The organism is Streptomyces celluloflavus (genome assembly GCA_000720995.1).
Lineage (GTDB): Bacteria > Actinomycetota > Actinomycetes > Streptomycetales > Streptomycetaceae > Streptomyces > Streptomyces celluloflavus.
Genome location: JOEL01000010.1, coordinates 80,652 through 100,164 on the forward strand (window position 1 = coordinate 80,652; position 19,513 = coordinate 100,164).

The 19,513-nt window shown below is 73.4% G+C and carries 15 protein-coding genes and 1 pseudogene; 11 read left to right on the forward strand and 5 right to left on the reverse strand.

The features are described 5' to 3' along the window. Positions 1-94: 94 nt before the first annotated feature. The 3 genes from IH09_RS11355 to IH09_RS11365 all read left to right on the forward strand — a co-directional run bounded on the left by IH09_RS11355 (position 95) and on the right by IH09_RS11365 (position 4,198). Positions 95-2,383, forward strand: a complete 2,289-nt coding sequence (locus IH09_RS11355) for an RNA degradosome polyphosphate kinase (protein WP_052856124.1) — start codon at positions 95-97, stop codon at positions 2,381-2,383. Then, entirely contained in the window at positions 2,346-3,695 is a 1,350-nt protein-coding gene (locus IH09_RS11360; protein ID WP_052856035.1) for a CHAD domain-containing protein, read from the forward strand. Before IH09_RS11355 ends, IH09_RS11360 begins: the two co-directional genes overlap by 38 nt. Before the next feature lie 71 nt (positions 3,696-3,766). Then, the gene (locus IH09_RS11365; protein ID WP_052856037.1) at positions 3,767-4,198 is read left to right on the forward strand and encodes an NUDIX hydrolase; all 432 of its coding nucleotides are present in this window, start codon (positions 3,767-3,769) and stop codon (positions 4,196-4,198) included. Between the two features lie 54 nt (positions 4,199-4,252). Here IH09_RS11365 and IH09_RS11370 read toward each other — a convergent pair whose 3' ends face one another. Together IH09_RS11370 and IH09_RS11380 are read right to left on the reverse strand one after the other, a co-directional pair. Further along, positions 4,253-5,260: an aldo/keto reductase gene (locus IH09_RS11370; protein ID WP_052856038.1), complete on the reverse strand. Its 1,008-nt coding sequence runs from the start codon at positions 5,258-5,260 to the stop codon at positions 4,253-4,255. Between the two features lie 253 nt (positions 5,261-5,513). Next, a complete protein-coding gene (locus IH09_RS11380; RefSeq protein WP_404827252.1) occupies positions 5,514-6,374 on the reverse strand; it encodes a class I SAM-dependent methyltransferase in 861 nt (286 codons plus the stop codon). 155 nt (positions 6,375-6,529) lie between these two features. On the opposite strand from IH09_RS11380, the gene mshA reads away from it, so the two are divergent. The 3 genes from mshA to IH09_RS11395 all read left to right on the forward strand — a co-directional run bounded on the left by mshA (position 6,530) and on the right by IH09_RS11395 (position 10,658). Beyond that, a complete protein-coding gene (gene mshA / locus IH09_RS11385) occupies positions 6,530-7,900 on the forward strand; it encodes a D-inositol-3-phosphate glycosyltransferase (RefSeq protein ID WP_404827253.1) in 1,371 nt (456 codons plus the stop codon). A 31-nt stretch (positions 7,901-7,931) separates the two neighbouring features. After that, on the forward strand, positions 7,932-8,519 hold the full coding sequence (locus IH09_RS11390; RefSeq protein WP_404827254.1) for a type III secretion system chaperone family protein: 588 nt from the start codon (positions 7,932-7,934) through the stop codon (positions 8,517-8,519). 267 nt (positions 8,520-8,786) lie between these two features. Continuing rightward, a complete protein-coding gene (locus IH09_RS11395) occupies positions 8,787-10,658 on the forward strand; it encodes a glycosyl hydrolase family 28-related protein (protein WP_110952215.1) in 1,872 nt (623 codons plus the stop codon). 542 nt (positions 10,659-11,200) lie between these two features. On the opposite strand, the gene IH09_RS11405 is transcribed toward IH09_RS11395, so the two are convergent. Next, on the reverse strand, positions 11,201-12,415 hold the full coding sequence (locus IH09_RS11405; RefSeq protein WP_052856048.1) for a helix-turn-helix domain-containing protein: 1,215 nt from the start codon (positions 12,413-12,415) through the stop codon (positions 11,201-11,203). Between the two features lie 246 nt (positions 12,416-12,661). Between IH09_RS11405 and IH09_RS11410 the strand changes: the two genes are divergently transcribed. The 4 genes from IH09_RS11410 to IH09_RS11425 all read left to right on the forward strand — a co-directional run bounded on the left by IH09_RS11410 (position 12,662) and on the right by IH09_RS11425 (position 15,916). Next, positions 12,662-13,159 carry a SigE family RNA polymerase sigma factor gene (locus IH09_RS11410; RefSeq protein WP_052856049.1) on the forward strand — a complete coding sequence of 166 codons (498 nt, stop codon included), beginning with the start codon at positions 12,662-12,664 and terminating at the stop codon, positions 13,157-13,159. Then, positions 13,152-13,631 (forward strand): hypothetical protein, encoded by a 480-nt coding sequence (locus IH09_RS11415; RefSeq protein ID WP_052856051.1) that lies wholly within the window; start codon positions 13,152-13,154, stop codon positions 13,629-13,631. The genes IH09_RS11410 and IH09_RS11415 overlap by 8 nt, the downstream gene beginning before the upstream one ends. Positions 13,632-13,765: 134 nt before the next feature. Next, positions 13,766-15,049, forward strand: a complete 1,284-nt coding sequence (locus IH09_RS11420) for a glycosyltransferase family 39 protein (RefSeq protein WP_110952216.1) — start codon at positions 13,766-13,768, stop codon at positions 15,047-15,049. Between the two features lie 105 nt (positions 15,050-15,154). Continuing rightward, positions 15,155-15,916 (forward strand): phosphoglyceromutase, encoded by a 762-nt coding sequence (locus IH09_RS11425; protein WP_052856052.1) that lies wholly within the window; start codon positions 15,155-15,157, stop codon positions 15,914-15,916. An 81-nt stretch (positions 15,917-15,997) separates the two neighbouring features. Here IH09_RS11425 and IH09_RS11430 read toward each other — a convergent pair. After that, positions 15,998-17,041 (reverse strand): annotated as a pseudogene (locus IH09_RS11430) (site-specific integrase); the annotation flags it as partial. 509 nt (positions 17,042-17,550) lie between these two features. On the opposite strand from IH09_RS11430, the gene IH09_RS11435 reads away from it, so the two are divergent. Further along, positions 17,551-17,904 carry a hypothetical protein gene (locus IH09_RS11435; protein WP_052856053.1) on the forward strand — a complete coding sequence of 118 codons (354 nt, stop codon included), beginning with the start codon at positions 17,551-17,553 and terminating at the stop codon, positions 17,902-17,904. A gap of 1,202 nt (positions 17,905-19,106) precedes the next feature. Here the strand turns inward: IH09_RS11435 and IH09_RS38960 are convergent. Next, positions 19,107-19,271: a hypothetical protein gene (locus IH09_RS38960; protein WP_172450911.1), complete on the reverse strand. Its 165-nt coding sequence runs from the start codon at positions 19,269-19,271 to the stop codon at positions 19,107-19,109. Positions 19,272-19,513 lie beyond the last annotated feature (242 nt).

Below are 19,513 nucleotides of genomic sequence, written 5' to 3' on the forward strand. Positions count from 1 at the left end.
CGCTGTGCCGAACACCCCCACCACGAGGCTCCGTATCGCTCCGTTCTTCCCGTCCGACGCGCCCGGAATCCCCGGAGCGCGGAAGAATGAGGACATGAACCAGCAGCCCGGTTCCCAGGTCCCGGCCCGGCCCGAGACGCCGCCGGTGCAGCCGGCCGCGCCGGGGGCCGCGGTTCCCCCGGCCCAGCCGTCGGTGGGTTCCATCGCCGCCCACCGCCCGCACGCCGCCGGTATGCCGCTGCCCGAGCTGGAGCCGGACCTCGACGCCGACGCGGACGCGTACGAGGAACGGGGCGTCCTGGGCGCGAACGGCGAGGAACTGCCGACCGGCCGCTTCCTGGACCGGGAGCGCAGCTGGCTGGCGTTCAACGAGCGGGTGCTGGAGCTGGCCGAGGACCCGGCCACCCCGCTGCTCGAACGAGCCAACTTCCTGGCGATCTTCGCCAGCAACCTGGACGAGTTCTTCATGGTCCGGGTGGCCGGCCTCAAGCGCCGGATCGCCACCGGAGTCGCCACCCGCTCCGCATCCGGCCTCCAGCCCCGCGAGGTGCTGGAGCTGATCTGGACGCGCTCACGCGAACTCATGGCCCGGCACGCCGCCTGCTACCAGCAGGACATCGCCCCCGAACTGGCCGAAGAGGGCATCCACCTCATCCGCTGGCCCGAGCTGACGGAGAAGGAGCAGGCCCGCCTGTTCACCCTCTTCCGCCAGCAGATCTTCCCGGTCCTCACCCCGCTCGCCGTGGACCCCGCGCACCCCTTCCCGTACATCTCCGGCCTGTCGCTGAATCTGGCCGTCGTCGTACGCAACCCGGTCAGCGGCCACGACCACTTCGCCCGGGTCAAGGTGCCGCCGCTGCTGTCCCGCTTCCTGGCGGCGTCCCCGCAGCGCTACGTCCCCCTGGAGGACGTCATAGCGGCCCATCTGGAGGAGTTGTTCCCAGGGATGGAGGTGCGCGCGCACCACATGTTCCGGGTCACCCGCAACGAAGACCTCGAAGTCGAGGAGGACGACGCGGAGAATCTGCTCCAGGCGCTGGAGAAGGAGCTGATGCGGCGGCGGTTCGGCCCGCCGGTCCGCCTGGAGGTCGAGGAGTCCATCGACCCAGCCGTCCTCGATCTGCTCGTCCAGGAGCTGAAGATCTCGGAGGCCGAGGTCTATCCGCTGCCCGGACCGCTGGACCTGACCGGCCTCTTCGGCATCGGGGCGCTGGACCGGCCGGAGCTGAAGTACCCCAAGTTCGTGGCCGGCACCCACCGCGATCTGGCGGAGGTGGAGTCCGCGTCCGCCCCCGACATCTTCGCCGCGCTGCGCGCCCGCGACGTCCTCCTGCACCACCCCTACGATTCCTTCTCCACCTCCGTGCAGGCGTTCCTGGAGCAGGCCGCCGCCGACCCCGACGTGCTCGCCATCAAGCAGACGCTCTACCGCACCTCGGGCGACTCGCCGATCGTGGACGCCCTGATAGACGCCGCGGAGTCCGGCAAACAGGTCCTCGTCCTCGTCGAGATCAAGGCGCGCTTCGACGAGCAGGCCAACATCAAGTGGGCCAGGAAGCTGGAGGAGGCCGGCTGCCATGTCGTCTACGGACTGGTCGGCCTCAAGACGCACTGCAAGCTCTCGCTCGTCGTCCGCCAGGAGGGCGAGGTCCTGCGCCGCTACTCCCATGTGGGCACCGGCAATTACCACCCCAAGACGGCCCGGCTCTACGAGGACCTGGGGCTGCTGACCGCCGACCCGCAGGTCGGCGCCGACCTCTCGGACCTCTTCAACCGGCTCAGCGGCTACTCCCGGCGGGAGACCTACCGCCGGCTGCTGGTCGCCCCCAAGTCGCTGCGGGACGGCCTGGTGCAGCGCATCGCCACGGAGATCGCGCACCACCGGGCGGGCCGCCCCGCCTACGTCCGCATCAAGGTCAACTCGATGGTCGACGAGGCCGTCATCGACGCGCTCTACCGCGCCTCGCAGGCCGGTGTGCCGGTCGATGTGTGGGTCCGCGGTATCTGCGCGCTCCGCCCGGGGGTCGCGGGCCTGAGCGAGAACATCCGGGTCCGCAGCGTCCTCGGCCGCTTCCTGGAGCATTCGCGGGTGTTCGCCTTCGGCAACGGCGGCGAGCCCGAAGTGTGGCTGGGCAGCGCGGACATGATGCACCGGAACCTCGACCGGCGGATCGAGGCGCTGGTGCGGGTGGCCGATCCGGCGCACCGCGCGGCCCTCAACAGACTGCTGGAGACGGGGACTTCGGACACCACGTCCTCCTGGCACCTCGGCCCGGACGGCGACTGGACCCGGCAGGCGGTGGACGCGGACGGCGTGCCGCTGCGCAACGTACAGGAAATGCTCATTGACGCCCGGAGGCGCCGGCGTGGCCCAGCGACATGATCTGCCGACCGGGGCGACGGCCGGTCCCCCCGGCACCGGACCCGACCCCGGCGGGGTGCCCGGCGCCCGTGCCGCGGTGGCGGACGGCCACCGCGCGCGCGGCGGCGGACCGGACGGGCGGTACCGGCCGGCGGACGCGTACGGACCCGTGGATGCGTACGGGCCGGTGGACGCGTACGAGCTGTCCGGGGCGTACGAACTGCTCGCGCCGAACGGGCTGTTCGGGCCGTACGGCGTCGACGAGCCGGGGCTCGGTGCCCGGACGGCCGGTGAGGTGTTCGCCGGCTATCTGCACCGGCACGCCGCGGACTTCCTGCGCAGCCTGCGGCTGCACCGCGAGAGCGGCTCGGACGCGGAAGGCGCCGGGGAGGCCGCCCGGCAACTGCGCGGCGCCGCCCGCCGGATCAGCGCCACGCTGCACACCTTCCGGCCGCTGACCGAGGAGGCGTGGGCCGACCAGCTCCGGGCGGAGCTGAGCTGGCTGTCGGGCACGTTCGCCCGCGAACAGACCTGCGCGGCCCGCCGCGACCGGCTGATGGCGGCGTTGCAGCGGCTCACGGGCCGGGGGGAGCGGGCCGGGGGGAGCGGCCGCGGTGACCGTACGGGCGCGGGGGCGGGCGCCGGGGCGCGGACCGCCGGGCGGGACGCCGAACCGGACGCCGAGCAGGATGCCGGGAGTGCGCTGTCGGCCGGTGCGGCGCGGGCCGGGGCGCTGCTGGACCGCCAGCTGACCCTCGCCCGCACCCGCGCGCACTCCGCCGCGCTCCAGGCGCTGGGTTCCTCCCGTTTCCACGCGGTGGCGGACTCCGTGGCGGTGCTCGCCTCCGAGGCGCCACTGGTCCGGCCGGCCGCGGAGCTGCCCGCCGCCGAGGCGCTGCCGCCGCTGGCCGGGCACGCGTACCGCCGGCTCGCCGAGGCGGTCGGCACGCTGCCGCTCTCCCGTACCGGGCACCCGTACCACGCCGACGCGCTGGCCGCCGACCACCGCCAGGACACGCCCTGGCACCAGGTGCGGCTGCTGCTGCGGCTGAGCCGTTACGCCCAGGAGGTGATCGCGCCGGAGCGCGCCGATGCCCGGCTGGCGGAGGCGGGCCGGGCGCTGGAGCGGCACCGGGACGCCGCCGAGGCCGCCACCGCTGCCGCCGCCGCGGCCCGTACGCCCCGGATCGCCCCGGCCACCGCGTACGCGCTGGGGGTGCTCCACGCCGACCAGCGGCACGAGGTGGCGGCGGCCCGGTTCGCGTTCGGCCGGGTGTGGCTGCCGGCCCCCGCGCCCGCGCCTGGTTCCGGACCGGGGCACGGAGCGGGCTGAGCCGGCGGCGGCCTGGCAGGCTTCGAGGGCACGGACGGCCGGACGGCCGGGCAAGGGGAAAGGACGGAGACGTGACGGTGGCACAGAAGCCGGTACGGGCGGCGGGGTGTGTGCTGTGGCGCCGCGCACGGTCCGCGGACGGACTGGAGATCGCGCTGGTGCACCGCCCGAAATATAACGATTGGTCGCACCCCAAAGGCAAACTGAAGCGGGGTGAGGACGCCGCGGCCGGTGCGCTCCGCGAAACGCTGGAGGAGACCGGTATGACGTGCGACCTGGGGCCGGAACTCCCCACCGTCCGGTATCCGGTCAACGGCCGGCCGAAGGAGGTCCGCTACTGGGCGGCCGAGGCCACCGGCGGCTCGTTCTATCCGAACGCGGAGGTGGACCGGATGCTCTGGCTCCCGCCCGCCGACGCGCGCCGCGTCCTCACCCAGGGATGGGACAGGGAGCTGGTGGACGCCCTCCTCGACGCGCTCGACGCGACCCGGGGCGCGTCGTAACGGCGAGCGCGGCGACGCGGGGCGGTGCGGGGCGGTGCGTGCGCGCGTCCGGCCTCAGCGCCGCCGCAGCGCCGGGTCGGCCACGGCCGGCGGTACGTAGTAGCTGTCCGCCCGGTTGAGATCGGTGCCCGGCGGCACGATCGCGTCGATCCGGTCCAGCACCTCCGCGCTCAGCGTCACCTCGGACCCCTCCAGCAGCCCGTCGAGCTGGTCGAGGGTGCGCGGGCCGATGATCACGGAGGTGACCGCCGGGTGGGACCGGACGAACGCGGTCGCCAGATGCGGCAGCGACAGGCCCGCCTCGGCCGCGACCTCGGCCAGCGCGCTGACCGCCGTCGCCTTCCGCGCGTTCTCCGGGATCGACAGATCGAACTTCTGCGCCTCCAGCCCGGCCCGCGAACTGGCCGACAGAGCACGCCCGGAGAGCCAGCCCGCGCTCAGCGGACCCCAGGTCAGCACGCCCATGCCGTAGCGCTGCGCGGTCGGCAGCACCGCGGCCTCCACGCTCCGCGCCAGGAGCGAGTACGGCGGCTGCTCGCTGCGGAAGCGGATATGCCCGCGGCGCTCGGCGGTCCACTGTGCCTCGACGATCGCCTCGGCGGGGAAGGTCGAGGTGCCGACCGCCCGCACCTTGCCGGACCGTACGAGGTCGGAGAGCGCGGACAGCGTCTCGTCGATGTCGGTGGCCGGATCGGGGCGGTGCACCTGATAGAGGTCGATGTGGTCGGTACCCAGCCGGCGCAGGCTGTCCTCGACCGCCCGGACGATCCAACGCCGGGAGTTCCCGCCCTGGTTGGCGTCCGGGCCCATCGAATTGAAGAACTTCGTGGCCAGCACGACCTCGTCGCGCCGCCCCTTGAGGGCCTTGCCGACGATCTCCTCGGACTCGCCCGCCGCGTACACGTCCGCGGTGTCCACGAAGTTGATACCGGCGTCCAGCGCGCGGTGCACGATGCGCACCCCGTCGTCGTGGTCCGTGTTGCCCCAGGCGCCGAGCATCATCGCGCCCAGCGCGTACTCGCTGACCGAGATACCGGTGCCGCCGAGGATCCTGCGCTTCATGAGCCGCTCCTTCTCCGAATGGCCGGTGGGCACGGGCGCCGCGTACGGGCCGTGACCGGTGTGCGCACCACCTTGCTGCCCCGCCGCGGGGGCACCAGGCCCGTCGCAGCCCGGGTCCGGCGGAACCACCCGACCGGCCGGACCGCACGCCCCGGGATACGGCAGCTCCTGGACGCGCCGGAGCACCCCGTCCCGGCCGTGGTCACGGGCCGGGGCCCGGACACCCTGGCCCGGAACACGCCGGGCGCCCGGCTCACCCCCGAGGCGCCAGCGCCTCCCACCGCACCGTGACCTCGCCCTGGCGCCGGCGGCGCGGGTCGCCGGTGAGCGGCCAGTCCGCCGCCAGGGCGCGGACGGCGGCGAGCCAGCGCTGTCGCGCGCCCAGGGCGCCCAGCGGCGCGGCGCCGGCCCAGGCGCGGTCGAAATCGCGCAGGAAGGCGTGCACGGGCTCGCCCGGCACATTCCGGTGGATGAGCGCCTTCGGCAGGCGTTCGGCCAGGTCGGACGGGGTGTCCAGGGAGCCGAGCCGGGTCGCGAAGGTGACCGTGCGCGGCCCCTCGGGGCCCAGCGCAACCCAGACGTGCCGCCGCCCGATCTCGTCACAGGTGCCCTCGACCAGCAGCCCGCCGGGCGCCAGCCGCGCGCACAGCCGCTGCCACACGGCTGCCACCGCGTCCTCGTCGTACTGGCGCAGCACGTTCGCCGCCCGGATCAGGACCGGCGCGCGGCCCGGCCCGCCCGGCAGCGGCACCTCGAAACCGCCGTGGACGAAGTCCAGCCCCGCCCGCTCGTACGGCCGGGCCGCCTCGACCCGCGCCGGATCGATCTCGACGCCGACGACCCGCACCGCGGGGCAGGCCGTACGGAGCCGGGCCAGCAGCTCCACCGCGGTCCAGGGCGCGGCGCCGTACCCGAGGTCCACGGCGACGGGATCCGCGCTGCGCCGCAGCTCGGCGCCGTGCTCCGCGGCGATCCAGCGGTCCATGCGGCGCAGCCGGTTCGGATTGGTGGTCCCACGGGTGGCCGTTCCGACGGGCCGCACGGGCCGGGCGGGCCGGGCGGGTCGTACGGGCATGGATGCCGGAGCGGCGGGGGCGGAGGAGCGGCGGGCCATGGCATCGAGCCTAAGCGCCGGGGGCCGCCCGTCCGGCGGCTGGTCACGTTTTGGCAAAGTGCGGTGTGCGGGCGCCGGACGGAAATGGATGGCTGAGTTCCGTTGTTTCAGGGGGTCGGAGACGAGCAGCCGTCCCGGCTAGGAGGTAGCCCGCAGTGAGCCCAAAGGTGTCCCGGCTCCGCAGTCGTGGCCCCGGACCGTTCGCGGGCCCGTCCCGGCTGCGGCTGCCCGGCGGTCCGCGGCGGCCGCGCCGGGTGGCGATGCTCAGCGTGCACACCTCCCCGCTGCACCAGCCCGGCACCGGCGACGCGGGCGGGATGAACGTCTACATCGTCGAGCTGGCCAAGAAGCTCGCCTCGATCGACATAGCCGTGGAGATCTTCACCCGCGCCACCACCGGCGGCCTGCCGCCCACCGTCGAACTCTCCCCCGGCGTGCTCGTCCGGCACGTCGACGCGGGCCCCTACGAGGGCCTCGCCAAGGAGGAGCTGCCGGCCCAGCTGTGCGCCTTCACCCACGGGGTGATGCAGGCGTGGGCGGGCCAGCGCCCCGGCTATTACGACCTGGTGCACTCCCACTACTGGCTCTCCGGACACGTCGGCTGGCTCGCCTCCGAACGCTGGGGCGTCCCGCTCGTGCACGCCATGCACACCATGGCCAAGGTCAAGAACGCCGCGCTCGCCGCCGGTGACACCCCCGAGCCGTCCGCCCGGGTGATCGGGGAGACCCAGGTCGTCCGCGCCGCCGACCGCCTGATCGCGAACACCGCCGAGGAGGCGGGCGAGCTCGTACGGCACTACGAAGCCGACCCCGGCCGGGTCGCCGTGGTGCACCCCGGCGTCAATCTCGACCGCTTCCGGCCCGTCGGCGGCACGGTCACCGAGAGCCGGGCCGCGGCCCGTGCCCGCCTCGGCCTGCCGCAGGACGCGGTGATCCCGCTCTTCGCGGGCCGCATCCAGCCGCTGAAGGCCCCCGACATCCTGCTGCGCGCGGTCGCCGTCCTGCTGGACGAGAACCCCGCGCTGCGCTCGCGGCTGGTCGTCCCGGTGGTCGGCGGGCCGAGCGGCAGCGGCCTGGCCAAGCCCGAGGGGCTCCAGAAGCTGGCCGCCCGGCTCGGGATCGCGGACATCGTGCGGTTCCGCCCGCCGGTCGGCCAGGAGCAGCTCGCCGACTGGTACCGCGCCGCCTCCGTCCTGGTCATGCCCTCCTACAGCGAGTCGTTCGGGCTGGTCGCCATCGAGGCGCAGGCATGCGGCACCCCGGTCGTCGCGGCCTCGGTCGGCGGTCTGCCGGTGGCCGTCCGTGACGGCGTCAGCGGCTTCCTCGTCCCCGGCCACGACCCGGCCGACTACGCCCGCGCGCTGGCCCGCTTCCTGGCCGACCCGTCGCTGGCCGGCCGGATGGGCACCGCCGCCGCCCGGCACGCCCAGTCCTTCGGCTGGGGCACCGCCGCCGCGGCCACCGGCGACGTCTACGCCGCGGCGATGCAGGAACGACGCCGCCACCTGCGCCCCCTCCACGGGTGACCGCGTCCCTTACGATCCCCCCATGGGCGAGGTGTCTGAGGTATCCGAGGAGTCCGGCGTGACGGGTGGGGCGTCGGCGAAGGGCGGGGCGAGCCCCGAGGACGGTGCGGCGACCGCGCGTGAGGTGATCGAGCGGACCCTCGGGGACGCCGGTCTGGAGTGGGAGTCCCCGTCCGGCGGCAGCTACGTCGTCAAGCTGCCCGGCACCCGCAAGCTCTCCACCACCTGCTCACTGATCGTCGGCAGGCACTCCCTCTCCATCAACGCCTTCGTCGTCCGGCACCCGGACGAGAACCACGAGGCCGTCCACCGCTGGCTCCTCGAACGCAACATCCGTCTCTACGGCGTCAGTTACGCGATCGACAAGCTCGGCGACATCTACCTCGTCGGCAAACTCCCGCTCGCCGCCGTCACCGCCGATGAACTCGACCGCATCCTCGGCACGGTCCTGGAGAACGCCGACGGCAGCTTCAACACCCTGCTGGAACTGGGCTTCGCCACGGCCATCCGCAAGGAGTACGCCTGGCGGGTGTCCCGCGGCGAGTCCACCCGCAACCTTGACGCGTTCACACATCTGACCCGGGGGGCGGGCGAGGGGGCGTCCGGCGGGGCGTCCTAGCGGTCGTCCTGGGGGCTGTCCTGGGGGCTGTCCTGGGGGTCGACCGTGGCTGGGCGGGCGCGGTGCGGTCCGCCTGCTGTACGACCCCGCCCGCTGTGCGAGGCCGCTCGCTGTGCGGGACCCCGCCCGCTGTGCGAGGCCCGGGTGCCCCGCCCGCCGCGGGCCCCTTCCGCCGCACGACCCCTTCCGCCCGCCCCGGCGGCATGGCATCCTCACGCCCGTCTCTCCTATGAACAGCGTTCACATCCATGGAAGGCGGGCGGGCACATGGAGATCAACGAACAGGACAGGGGACGGGGCGGGGAGCGGAGCGAGGCGCCCGGCAGGGGGCCGGGCGAGGCGCCGGGCAGGGGGCTGGGCGAGGCGCCGGGCAGGGGGCTGGGCGACGGGGCGGGCGAGGGGCCGGCTGAGGTGCGGGCCGGTGGGCGGGCCGGACGGCGGATCGGCCGGCGAGGGCTGCTCGGCAGCGCGATCGGCGTGGCGGCCACCGCCGCCCTGCCGCCCGGCCTGGCCGCCTCCGTGACGCCAACCGACACGGTCACCGCCGCGGCCTCGGTGGAGCGCCAACGCCCCACCCTCTGGCGCGAGTTCACAGCACGGCCGTACACCCACCCCCAGATCCCCTACATCGGCCGGGCCGGCTATCGCGGCGGCGCCGCCCGCTTCCCCCGGCGCCCCGTCGTCGCGGACGTCGTCCGGGACTACGGCGCCGCGCCGGACGGTTCGGCCGACGCCGCCCCCGCGATCAACCGCGCCCTCCGGGACGCCGGCCGCCGCGGCGGGGGAACGGTCCTGCTGCCGCCCGGTACGTACCGCATCGACGACATCATCCGCATCGGCGATGACCACGTCGTACTGCGCGGCGCGGGCAGCGGCCGCACCACCCTGCACGCCACCCGCAGCCTCACCGACCTCATCGGCCCCTACGGCAGCCGGTACGGCGGCGACAAGTCCAGCTGGTCCTGGGCGGGCGGCCTCATCTGGCTCTGCCCGCACGACCGTTGGGCATCCCTGACCGACGCCATCCGGACCGGGGACTGGCCCTTCGAGGGCTGGACGGGCAACCGCCGCGACGACTGGCGCACCCTCACCCCGCTCACCGGCCCGACCGCCCGCCAGGGCGACCACACCATCACCGTCGAGAACGCCCGCCGCTTCCGCCCCGGCGACCGCGCCCTCCTCCGCCTCACCGATGACGCCGAGCACACCCTCCTGTGGCATATGAGCGGCGACATACCCGGCGCGGCCCCGTACCCCTGGTCCGACAAGACCAAGCTCACCTCCTACGTCCCGTACGAGTGGCCCTGCCGCATCACAGCCGTCGACACCCGCCACCACCGCCTCGCCCTCGACCGCCCCCTCCCGCTCGACGCCCGCCCCGCCTGGAACCCCCAACTCACCAGCCACATCACCCCGTTGACCGGTTCGGGGGTCGAATCCCTCACCCTGGAGATGGTCGAGACCCCGCAGTCCCCGCACCTGCGGGACAAGGGCTACAACGGCGTCGCGCTGCAATGCGCCTGGGACTGCTGGCTGGACGACGTCCACGTACGCCACGCCGACAACGGCTTCCTGCTGGTCGCCGCCAAGGCGTGCACCCTGCGCCGCACCCGGGTCTCCGGCCGCGGCAGCCACCACCCGTACTGCTGCCGCGAGGGCTCGCACGACAACCTCGTCGAGGACTTCGCCCTCGACCGCCGCACCGTCCCGGCGCCACCCGGCACCCAGCTCCACGGCATCAACGTCGAGGGTCTGTCCAGTTACAACGTCTGGTCGCGCGGCCGGATGGCGATGGGCACCTTCGACAGCCACCGCGGCCTGCCGTTCGCCAACGTCCGCACCGACATCACGGTCACCAACGACGGCGCCCACGGCGGCGATGCGAGCGCGGGCCCCCTCTACGGCGCCCGCTTCACCCACTGGAACATCACCGTCACCAACCACCGCGCCGGCTGCATCAAACTCGACGACATCGCCCCGTACAGCGCGACTGTCGGCATCAGCGAGGTCACCGAATTCGGCCAGGTGGACACCCCCGACTTCACCGGCCCCCTGCACACCCGCACCGAGGCATACGGCCACCCGGACGCGGTCAACCCGCGCAACCTTTATGAGGCGCAGCGGGGCTTGCGGGACTGAGAGGCGCCGCGGCTATCGGGTGGCGCCGGGCCCGCCCTCCCCCCTCTCCGGGGATTCCGCCTCTCCCGGGGAAGCGCCGGAGCCCGGGGAGGCTTCGGCGTGCAGGAGACGGGCGCCCCGGCTCTCCGCGACCCGTACGGCATCCCGGAGTGCCTCGCTCAGCCGAGTGGCGAGATACCGCAACTGCCCGGCATCGGCGCGTGGGTCGCGGAGCAACTCCCTTGCGTGCCCGAGTAGTTCCGTCCCCATCGTGAGCTGCACGGCCTCGACCCGGTCGGCGACCCGGGATACGTGCCCAGCGCCGTCCGTCAGCAGGTGGCACGGTTGCTCGCCCGCCCCGCTCCAGGGCAGCAGACGGGCGGTGGGCCCGGCGGTACGGTGCGGCATGTCGACCTGCTTTCGTCAGGTGGGTCATGCCCCCGGGCCGTTCGCGCGGTCGCGGGGGTCCGCCATCCTTGGCGGCACCGTCACGCCAGAAGGCGCCCACTCGCACGGACAGTGACGCCCCGTGCCACTTTCCGGGGCGGGTGGGACGCCGCGTCCTACCCGTCCAGGCGCAGCCGGTCGGCCAGTTCGGTGAGGGGCGAGGTGCGACGCCGCTCGCGGTTTCGGAGGTCGGCCACGAGGCGTCGGCTCGTGGAGTGGTAGCGCATCCACTCCGGGGCCGTGCGCTCGGCCGTGAGCAGCGCTTCCAGCGCACCGTCGTCCTTGTGCAGGTCGGCGAAGGCGAGCGCGCGGTCGATATGGAACCGGGCGCGCCACGTCGGCGGCAGCGCCTGGAGTTCGGGGACGGTACGGGCGGTGCGCAGGGCCTCCGCGCTCTGTTCCATCTCCACGAGGAAGTTGACCTTCGCCACGCCCACGTTGGCCGGACCGAACGGCGTCGCGTAGTCGAGGCGGTCCGTCCCGATCCGCGCGGCGGCCGCACTCGCCATGGTGAGCAGTTCCCGGACCGCGTCCTGGCGTTCCAGCCGGACGGCGGCGGTGGCCGCGCGCAGCAACAAGACGCCCCACAAGGCGAGTTCGACAGGCGGTGAACGGAATCCGGGCTCGATGCGCTCGGCGGCGTTCAAGGCGACGCGTTCGGCGTCGGCCAGCCGGCCCTGCTTGGTCAGGACCCAGGCGAGGCTGGAGAACCCGACGGTCTCCAGGTGGGCGTCGTCGCTCTTGCCGGCGGCCTCCATGGACCGTTCGAGGGCGGTGAACGCCGCGTCCTCCTTGCCCAGCGCCGCCAGGGTGGTCGCGGCGACCTGGTACGCCTCGGCGAGCACGGAGTGGGCCGCGGCGGCCTCGTCCCCGGTGGAGGCGCGGGCCACCGCCTTGGCGTCCCGGATCAACTGCGGTAACAGCGCGCCGATTTCTCCCATCCGGCCGTCCCGGCGGATGCGTTCGGTCGACCTCAGGGAAGCGCGCAAGGCCGCGATACCGGGTGGATCCTCGGGGTCCGGCTCGTCGCCCAGGAGGTCGGAAACCGGGGAGATCGCCTGGCGCAGCGCCAGGACGGACGGCCGTTCGCCGTCGCTGCGGATCTCGAAGGTGGCGGGCTGCCCGACCAGCACCGAGGGCTCCACGTCCAGGGCCTTGGCCAGCGCGTTCAGCGTCGCCAGACGAGCCGTCCGGCGTACGCCTTGTTCGAGTTTGCGGACGACGTCGACACAGAGGCCCGCCTGCTCGGCGAGCCCTTCCTGCGTCAGTTTCCGCCGTGTACGCAGCCGGGCGATACGGTCCCCGATACCGGGTTCCTCGTGCAGTTCCATGGCCACCCCCACGAGAAGGACGTGCCGACCACGCTACGCCCGCGCGGCCGTGGACGACCGGGGCAGCCGTCACCCGGGACGCGCTGCGACACCTTGAAGGAAGCCGAGACCGGCCGTGGCGCCAGGCCGGTGGCGTGCGCACAGGGCCCGGTGTGCAGGATTTTTCGAAACCGGTCCCCCTCCGATGTCAACCAGATGGGTACCCCCAGGTCTAGAGAAGGTGAACCGACCAGAGGGAGCACGTCATTGACCGCCGAAGAATTCGAGGAGTTCTATGCCCACGCGGTCAGACGGCTCACCGGACAGCTGTACGTCATGCTCGGCGATCTGCACGAGGCGCAGGACGTCGTGCAGGAAGCGTTCGTCAAGGGCTGGAGCCGGCGCGGGAAGCTGGCCGCGGACGGTGCGCCCGAGGCGTGGATCCGTACGGTGGCGTGGCGGCTCGCCGCACGGCGCCGGCAGGTGCGCCGGCGCACCGAGCAAGCCTGGCAGCGGCACGGCGGCGCCCCGCCCGTCAGTGCTCCCGACCCCGGTTCGGTCGTACTGGTCCAGGCACTGAAGGACCTGTCACCGCAGCAGCGCAGGACCGTGACCCTGCACTACGTCTGCGATCTGTCCGTCGAGCGGATAGCTCGGGAGACGGGCCTGTCCACCGGCACGGTCAAGACGCATCTGTCCCGCGGGCGGGCCGCACTCGCCGGCCGCCTGGGGGACCTTCACGCCCAGGAGACGCACGGTGCATGAGAACCACGACGACCCCCTGGCGGCCGCGCTCAAGCACCTGGCCGCGACCGCGCGGGACGGGAGCAGCCCGGCCGCGGTCTCGGCGATCACCGCGCGCGGCGAGCGGGTGCGGCGCCGCAGGATCGCCACCCTCGCCCTCACCGGCCTGCTCCTGGCCGGCGGGGTGAGCGGCGCCGTCGCCACGGGAGCCCTGAACGGATCCCCGGCGAGCGTCGGGCCCGCCACCGAGCCCTCCCCGGGACCGTCCCCGCACGCCACCGGCCGGCCCCCCACCGGGACCTCCACCACGGTCCCGCCCAGTGGCCGCGAGACGACGCTCCCGCCGGGCGGGCGGGGGACGACGGTGCCGCCGGGCGGGCCGGAAACGACGGACCCGCCGGCCGGGCACGGCACCACCGCCCCGCCCGGTGGCCCGGTACGGACCACGTCCCCGCCGCTCGGCTCGGGCACGGCCACCGACCCGCCCGGGTGACGGAACCGGCCCCGCCCCTTCCCGGGCGGGGCCGACGCCTCACCCGACGGCCTCACTCGTCGATCTCACTCGTCCCCCCACGCGTGCCGCCGGACGGTTCCGCCCGCCCCGCACGCCCGATTGGAGTTCCCGCCATGGCCGTGGCACCCCCCGGCACCAGCCAGCGCCCCTGCCTGCCCCCACAGGAGCCCCGTACCGCGCGGCCGGACCGTGTTTCCGCGGCCCGGTGGCGGCGGCTCCGCCGACGGAGCCGGTCCCGGTGGTGGCCCCGGCGCCTCGCCACCCGCCTGGGCGACCGGCTCGGCGCCACCGACCGGCTCGTACTCCAGCTGTACCTGCTCACCCGCATCGGCCTGTGGATCACCGCCTACTGCACCGGCTGGGTGTTCGCCACGGGCCCGGACGCCCACGAGCCGGCCACGGTGCTCTCCCGGTGGGACCAGTGGGACTGGGGGCACTTCCAGCACATAGCCGAGTACGGCTACTTCGACACCGCGCACAGCGACTCCGGGCGCCCGGACAACCGCGAGGCGTTCTTCCCCGGTTTCCCGCTCGTGCTGCGCGCCCTGCACCTCCTCGTGCCGGACTGGGTGGTGGCCGGGCTGCTGATCTCGCTGGCCGCCGGCGCCGTGGCGGTGCTCGCGCTGGCCCGGATCGCCCGGCTGTCCGCGGGGGCCGGCGCGGGTGAACGGGCGGTGCTCTTCCTGCTGCTCTCGCCGTGCACGGTCTTCCTCGCCGCCGGCTACACCGAATCCCTCTTCCTGGCGCTGGCCCTGCCCGCCTGGCTCGCGGCCAAGCGGGGCCGCTGGCCGCTGGCCGCGGTCCTCGCCGCCGGCGCCACCGCCACCCGCGTCAGCGGTCTGTTCCTCGCCGCCGCCCTGGCCGCCGAATTCCTCCTGGCCCGGGACGGTCGCCGCACCTGGTGGTCGCTGCCCTGGCTGGCCCTGCCCGCGCTCCCCGCGCTGCTCTACACCTGGTACCTGCACACGCGGACCGGCGACTGGATGGCCTGGAAGCACGCCCAGGAGCGTGGCTGGAACCGTGCGTTCCACCCCCCGTGGGAAGCCTGGGCCCACACCTGGAACGCCGCCTTCGACGGCACCTACACCACCGGATACGCCCTGATGTTCCAGGCCGAACTCGCCGCCATGGTCGTCGGCGTCCTCCTGCTCGGCCTGCTGCTGTGGCGCCGCCGCTGGTCCGAGGCCGTCTACATCGGCCTCAGCCTGTGGGCCCTGGGCACCTCCTACTGGTACGTGTCCGTCCCCCGGGCCACCCTCCTGTGGTGGCCGCTGTGGGCGGGGCTGGCCGCCTGGAGCCTGCGCCGCCCCTGGGTCAAGAACGCGTACCTCTGCGCCGTGGCTCCGCTGGCCACCGTCTTCGCCGTCGCCTTCACCTCCGGACACTGGGCGGGCTGAGCCGCCCGGCCCCGCGCCCGTGCCGCCCGCGCCGCCGGGTCCCGGTAGCGGTCCCCGGGGCCCACCCGGACGGGGTATGTCCGGATCTCGATTACGCTCGATGCCATGGCCGACGCACCGTACAAGCTGATCCTCCTCCGCCACGGCGAGAGCGAGTGGAACGCCAAGAACCTGTTCACCGGCTGGGTGGACGTGAACCTCAACGAGAAGGGCGAGAAGGAGGCGGTCCGCGGCGGAGAGCTGCTCAGGGACGCCGGTCTGCTCCCCGATGTGCTGCACACCTCACTCCAGAAGCGCGCGATCCGCACCGCGCAGCTGGCCCTGGAGGCCGCCGACCGCCACTGGATCCCCGTCCACCGCAGCTGGCGCCTGAACGAGCGCCACTACGGCGCGCTCCAGGGCAAGGACAAGGCGCAGACCCTCGCGGAGTTCGGCGAGGAGCAGTTCATGCTCTGGCGCCGCTCGTACGACACCCCGCCGCCCGCCCTGGAGGACGGCTCCGAGTTCTCCCAGAGCGACGACCCGCGCTACGCCGACATCCCCAGCGAGCTGCGCCCGCGCACGGAGTGCCTCAAGGACGTCGTCACCCGCATGCTGCCGTACTGGTACGACGGCATCGTCCCGGACCTCGTCGCCGGCCGCACGGTCCTGGTCGCCGCCCACGGCAACAGCCTGCGCGCCCTGGTCAAGCACCTCGACGGCATCTCCGACGCGGACATCGCCGGCCTGAACATCCCCACCGGCATCCCGCTCGCCTACGAGCTGGACGCGGACTTCCGCCCCGTCAAGCCGGGCGGCACCTACCTCGACCCGGAGGCCGCCAAGGCCGCCATCGAGGCAGTGAAGAACCAGGGTAAGAAGAAGTAACACCCCTCGCTCAGGCCCCCTACCTGCCGTTTTCCCGGAGGATAGGGGGCCTGAGGCGTCCCATGGGCCGTCTGCGGGCCGTCAGCTCGGATTCCGACCCCGGCCGTAGACAGAGGCAATCGCCTTCCGGGTGCGCTCCTGGCTGCTCGGCATGAGGTGGGCGTAGACCCGGAGCGTCAGCCCTGGGTCGCTGTTCCCCAGGTACCCACTCACGGCTTTGACGCTCTCGCCGCCGTCCAGCAGCGCCGACGCGTAGAAGTGTCGCAACGCGTGCATACCGTGCTCCCGAGCGGCCGCATAGCCCTCCTCCTTGGTCTCAGGCTGGGGGATGACCCCGGCGGCAACGAGAGCGGGTTTCCACGCCTTCTCCTTGAGTGACGTACGCCATACGCGGTTCTCCATCGGGGCGGTGAAGATCAGGCGCTTGGTCGCCTTCGGGCCGTCGGCCGTCTTCCACGGCAGGGTGATCTCCACCGGTGGGAAGCGCTTGATATGTGTGCGCATCGCGTCGGCCACAGGGCCGGGGAGGGGCACATCCCGCAGCTTCCCGCCTTTGGGAGGGGCGAACACGGGCTTGCTCCGACTGAGCTTGAGTTGCTGTACGACGTGGAGAACATCGGCCTCGAAGTCGAAGGCATCCTCGGGCACCCCCAGGATTTCGCCCTGTCGCAGCCCGCAGCCTGCACCCAGGTCGGGCATCGCCTGGTAGCGCTCCGGGAGCGCGGCCCGGACGGCGCGCTCGGCGGTCCACGGCACGACGCGCTTCCGCTCGACGGCCGACGGCTTGACCGTGCGGGCGGCGCACGGATTGCGGTTCAGGTATCCGTCGTCCACGGCCGCGCTCAGCACGGAACGCACGTTGGAGTAGAGCGTCCGAGCGTACGGCCCACGGGTGCCGTTCTCTTCGAGCTCAGCCACCCACTCCCGTACATGCTCCGGCAGGAAGGAACCCGGCGGACGCGCCCCGACATGAGGGAACGCGTGCAGCCGGAGCTGCGACTCCATCGACGCCTGGGTGTTCGGGTCCGAACCCTGGGTCGGTAGCCACTTCTCTGCGTACTGCCGGAACGCGGTGCGGGAGCGGAGAGGGGCGATGTACTGGCCGCTGTCCATGTCGGCTTCAGTCCGCCGCCCACCCAGTAGCTGTGCATGTCCGCAGCAGCGCCCTGGGCGGGTCCGATGGTCCGTGCGTCCCTGCGGCCGCGTCACGGCCGGTGTGACGCGGGGCGTGACGCCGAGTCACGCAGGTCAACGCCGAAGAGCCGGGCACCGTCACACCGGCCGTGACGGGTGTGACACCTCCGACCGTCACACCCGCTTGTCGACCACCTTGTCTTGTCGCTTGTCGCCCACCAGGTCAAAGGGGGGAAGGCCCGTGGACGGCCCCGTCAGAGCGCCCGCCACGACAAGCGACAAGACAAGCGACAAGAAGGACTGTCCGGTGCCACTGAACCTTGACCGTTTGCCACTGAACTTTGACCGGTGACCGTCTACCCGGGCACCGGTGCCGTCCGTAGGTTGCTGGCCTACAGGGTGGCGCCAAGCCAGTCGACGCCACACCGACTCGCACCACGGGCCGATTCGGGGGATCCAACGGGGAGACCCGGCCCGTGACCGGGAAGGAAACCGACCCGATGACCATTCGCAAGCGCCTCGCCTTCTCCGTGGCCGCCGTAGCAGTGGGCTCCGGCCTAGCCTTCGCCCCGCTGGCCTCGGCTGCCCCGCAGTCCGTCGCCGCCGGCTGCTCCTACCCGTACGTCTGCTTCTACAAGGGCTCCACGAAGACGGGCCAGTTCAAGGATGTCACCAGCGGCTGGCAGGGCCTCGGTGCCAGCAAAGGCGCCACCACGATGGTGAACACCCGCCACGACGACATCGTGTACACCCACTTCACTAACGGCCAGACGTGGTGCACTCCGCCCGACAACACCACCACGTTCTACGCAGTGGTCGACAAGATCCGCATCAGCTCCGCTTCCAGCTGCTGACCCGCGCCGCCCAGCGACGGCCCGCACCCACCCGAGGTGAGTGCGGGCCGTCCGCGATATGCCAGCCGTGTCCGCGAGCCACTCCGGATTCCGTCTCGCCCACTCCGACTCCAGCAGACGGCCACCGGTCAAAGTTCAGTGGCACCGGACAAGGACGCCCTTCGGGCGGCGACCTTCGGGCGCCCACCCGCCGGCGGCGCTGGGGCCGTTCGGCGAAGCCCCGCACCGTCGGAGGAACAGAGGCCCTTCACCGGGGGGCATCGACGGGCGACAAAGGGCCGCTCAAGGAGCTCCCGCCCGCCACCGGGGAAGGGCCCCGAACGCCCGCCCGCCGGGCCCCGTCGGGGGGCCGGGGAAGCAGCCCCCGCCCCCCGCCCACCGCCCGCCGGCACCCCTTTCCCCAGCCCCGCCACAACCGCCCGCTCGCCCCCCGTCGAGAGGGCCGTCGAGGGGGCCGCGAACCCCTCCCCCTCGCTCCACACCGGCCCCCTCCCAAGGGAATAGGTAGGAAGGTAGAAGCCGCAGGTCAGCGCGCCTACCTACCTCCTCCTACCTACCGCCTGCCCCTCCTACCACCCCAAAGAGACCCAGCGAGGCGCTTCACCCCCCTGCGCCGTTCGTCGCCGACCAGCCGGACCTGTCCGGTGGTGAGCGCCCTGGGGGCATCCTTCAGCGAGGGCCACGGGCTGCCGCGCGGCAGCCCGTGGAAAACGCCCCCGGCCGCGCGGCAGCGCGCGCTTGTGCTCGGCACCCGCGCGGTTGGCGCGCGGGAGGAAGACCTGGACGCGCGGCAGGCGCGCGGAAAGCGGAAGAGACCGCCCGCGGCTCCATCAGCGGCGTCCGGCGGTGCGTTGAGCCGGGCTGAGCCGGGCAAATTCAAAAAGTTCCCGCTACAAAGCGTTCGCCTGGTGGGGACCGGGGCCCGCGACGATGCCCGAGAGGCACAGCGGCCGGCGCCGCGCGAGCGCAGCGAGCCGCCGAAGAACGGGCGGCTACGCCGCTCCTTCCTGCCCTTCAACGCCGGATTGAGAGACCCAGGGCAAGAAAGAAGCAGGACGCCCCGGAGCATCCCGGGAAGTACCCCGGAAACACCGCAGCGGCCCCGTCCGGCTTTCGCCGGGCGGGGCCGCCGTGTTCCTGTCGTGCCGCGCCAGTTGCGCCGTACCTGGTGTGCGGTGCCGTGCCGTTGTCCGTAGCGGTGGCTAGCAGGAGCCGCCGCACTGGCAGGGCCCGCCGGACTGGCAGCCGCAGCTGCAACTGGGGCCGCAGCCGCAGGCGCCGAGCAGGGGGAGCCGGGGGCGCTCGACCGCCGTCGGCTCCGCGCGGGGCGTGGGTGTGGGGTGGGGGGAGTCCGCCATGGGTGCCATGAATTGCCTCCTCTAGGGGTCAACCTGGGGCCATTGGATGCCCGGGTGACGAGGCGCGTCAACGGCGCGCGGAAGCACGTGTCAATGGCGCGCGGTGGTGCGGACAGGGCGGTCGCGCGCCCTGCGCCGCCGCCCCGGCCACGCGCCCGCCTTGCGCCGACGCACCACCCCGCACGCCCGGGTGCCGTCCGACACCGCTACGCGCCGCCCACGACCCGCCGCCCGCCGCCGTCGTCACCCGT

Excerpts from the sequence above, each read along its gene's own strand:
- IH09_RS11355 (WP_052856124.1), top strand. The coding sequence starts at position 95 with ATGAACCAGCAGCCCGGTTCCCAGGTCCCGGCCCGGCCCGAGACGCCG.
- IH09_RS11370 (WP_052856038.1), bottom strand. The coding sequence starts at position 5,260 with ATGAAGCGCAGGATCCTCGGCGGCACCGGTATCTCGGTCAGCGAGTAC.
- IH09_RS11380 (WP_404827252.1), bottom strand. The coding sequence starts at position 6,374 with ATGGCCCGCCGCTCCTCCGCCCCCGCCGCTCCGGCATCCATGCCCGTA.
- IH09_RS11395 (WP_110952215.1), top strand. The coding sequence starts at position 8,787 with ATGGAGATCAACGAACAGGACAGGGGACGGGGCGGGGAGCGGAGCGAG.
- IH09_RS11405 (WP_052856048.1), bottom strand. The coding sequence starts at position 12,415 with ATGGAACTGCACGAGGAACCCGGTATCGGGGACCGTATCGCCCGGCTG.
- IH09_RS11420 (WP_110952216.1), top strand. The coding sequence starts at position 13,766 with ATGGCCGTGGCACCCCCCGGCACCAGCCAGCGCCCCTGCCTGCCCCCA.
- IH09_RS11425 (WP_052856052.1), top strand. The coding sequence starts at position 15,155 with ATGGCCGACGCACCGTACAAGCTGATCCTCCTCCGCCACGGCGAGAGC.
- IH09_RS11435 (WP_052856053.1), top strand. The coding sequence starts at position 17,551 with ATGACCATTCGCAAGCGCCTCGCCTTCTCCGTGGCCGCCGTAGCAGTG.
- IH09_RS38960 (WP_172450911.1), bottom strand. The coding sequence starts at position 19,271 with ATGGCACCCATGGCGGACTCCCCCCACCCCACACCCACGCCCCGCGCG.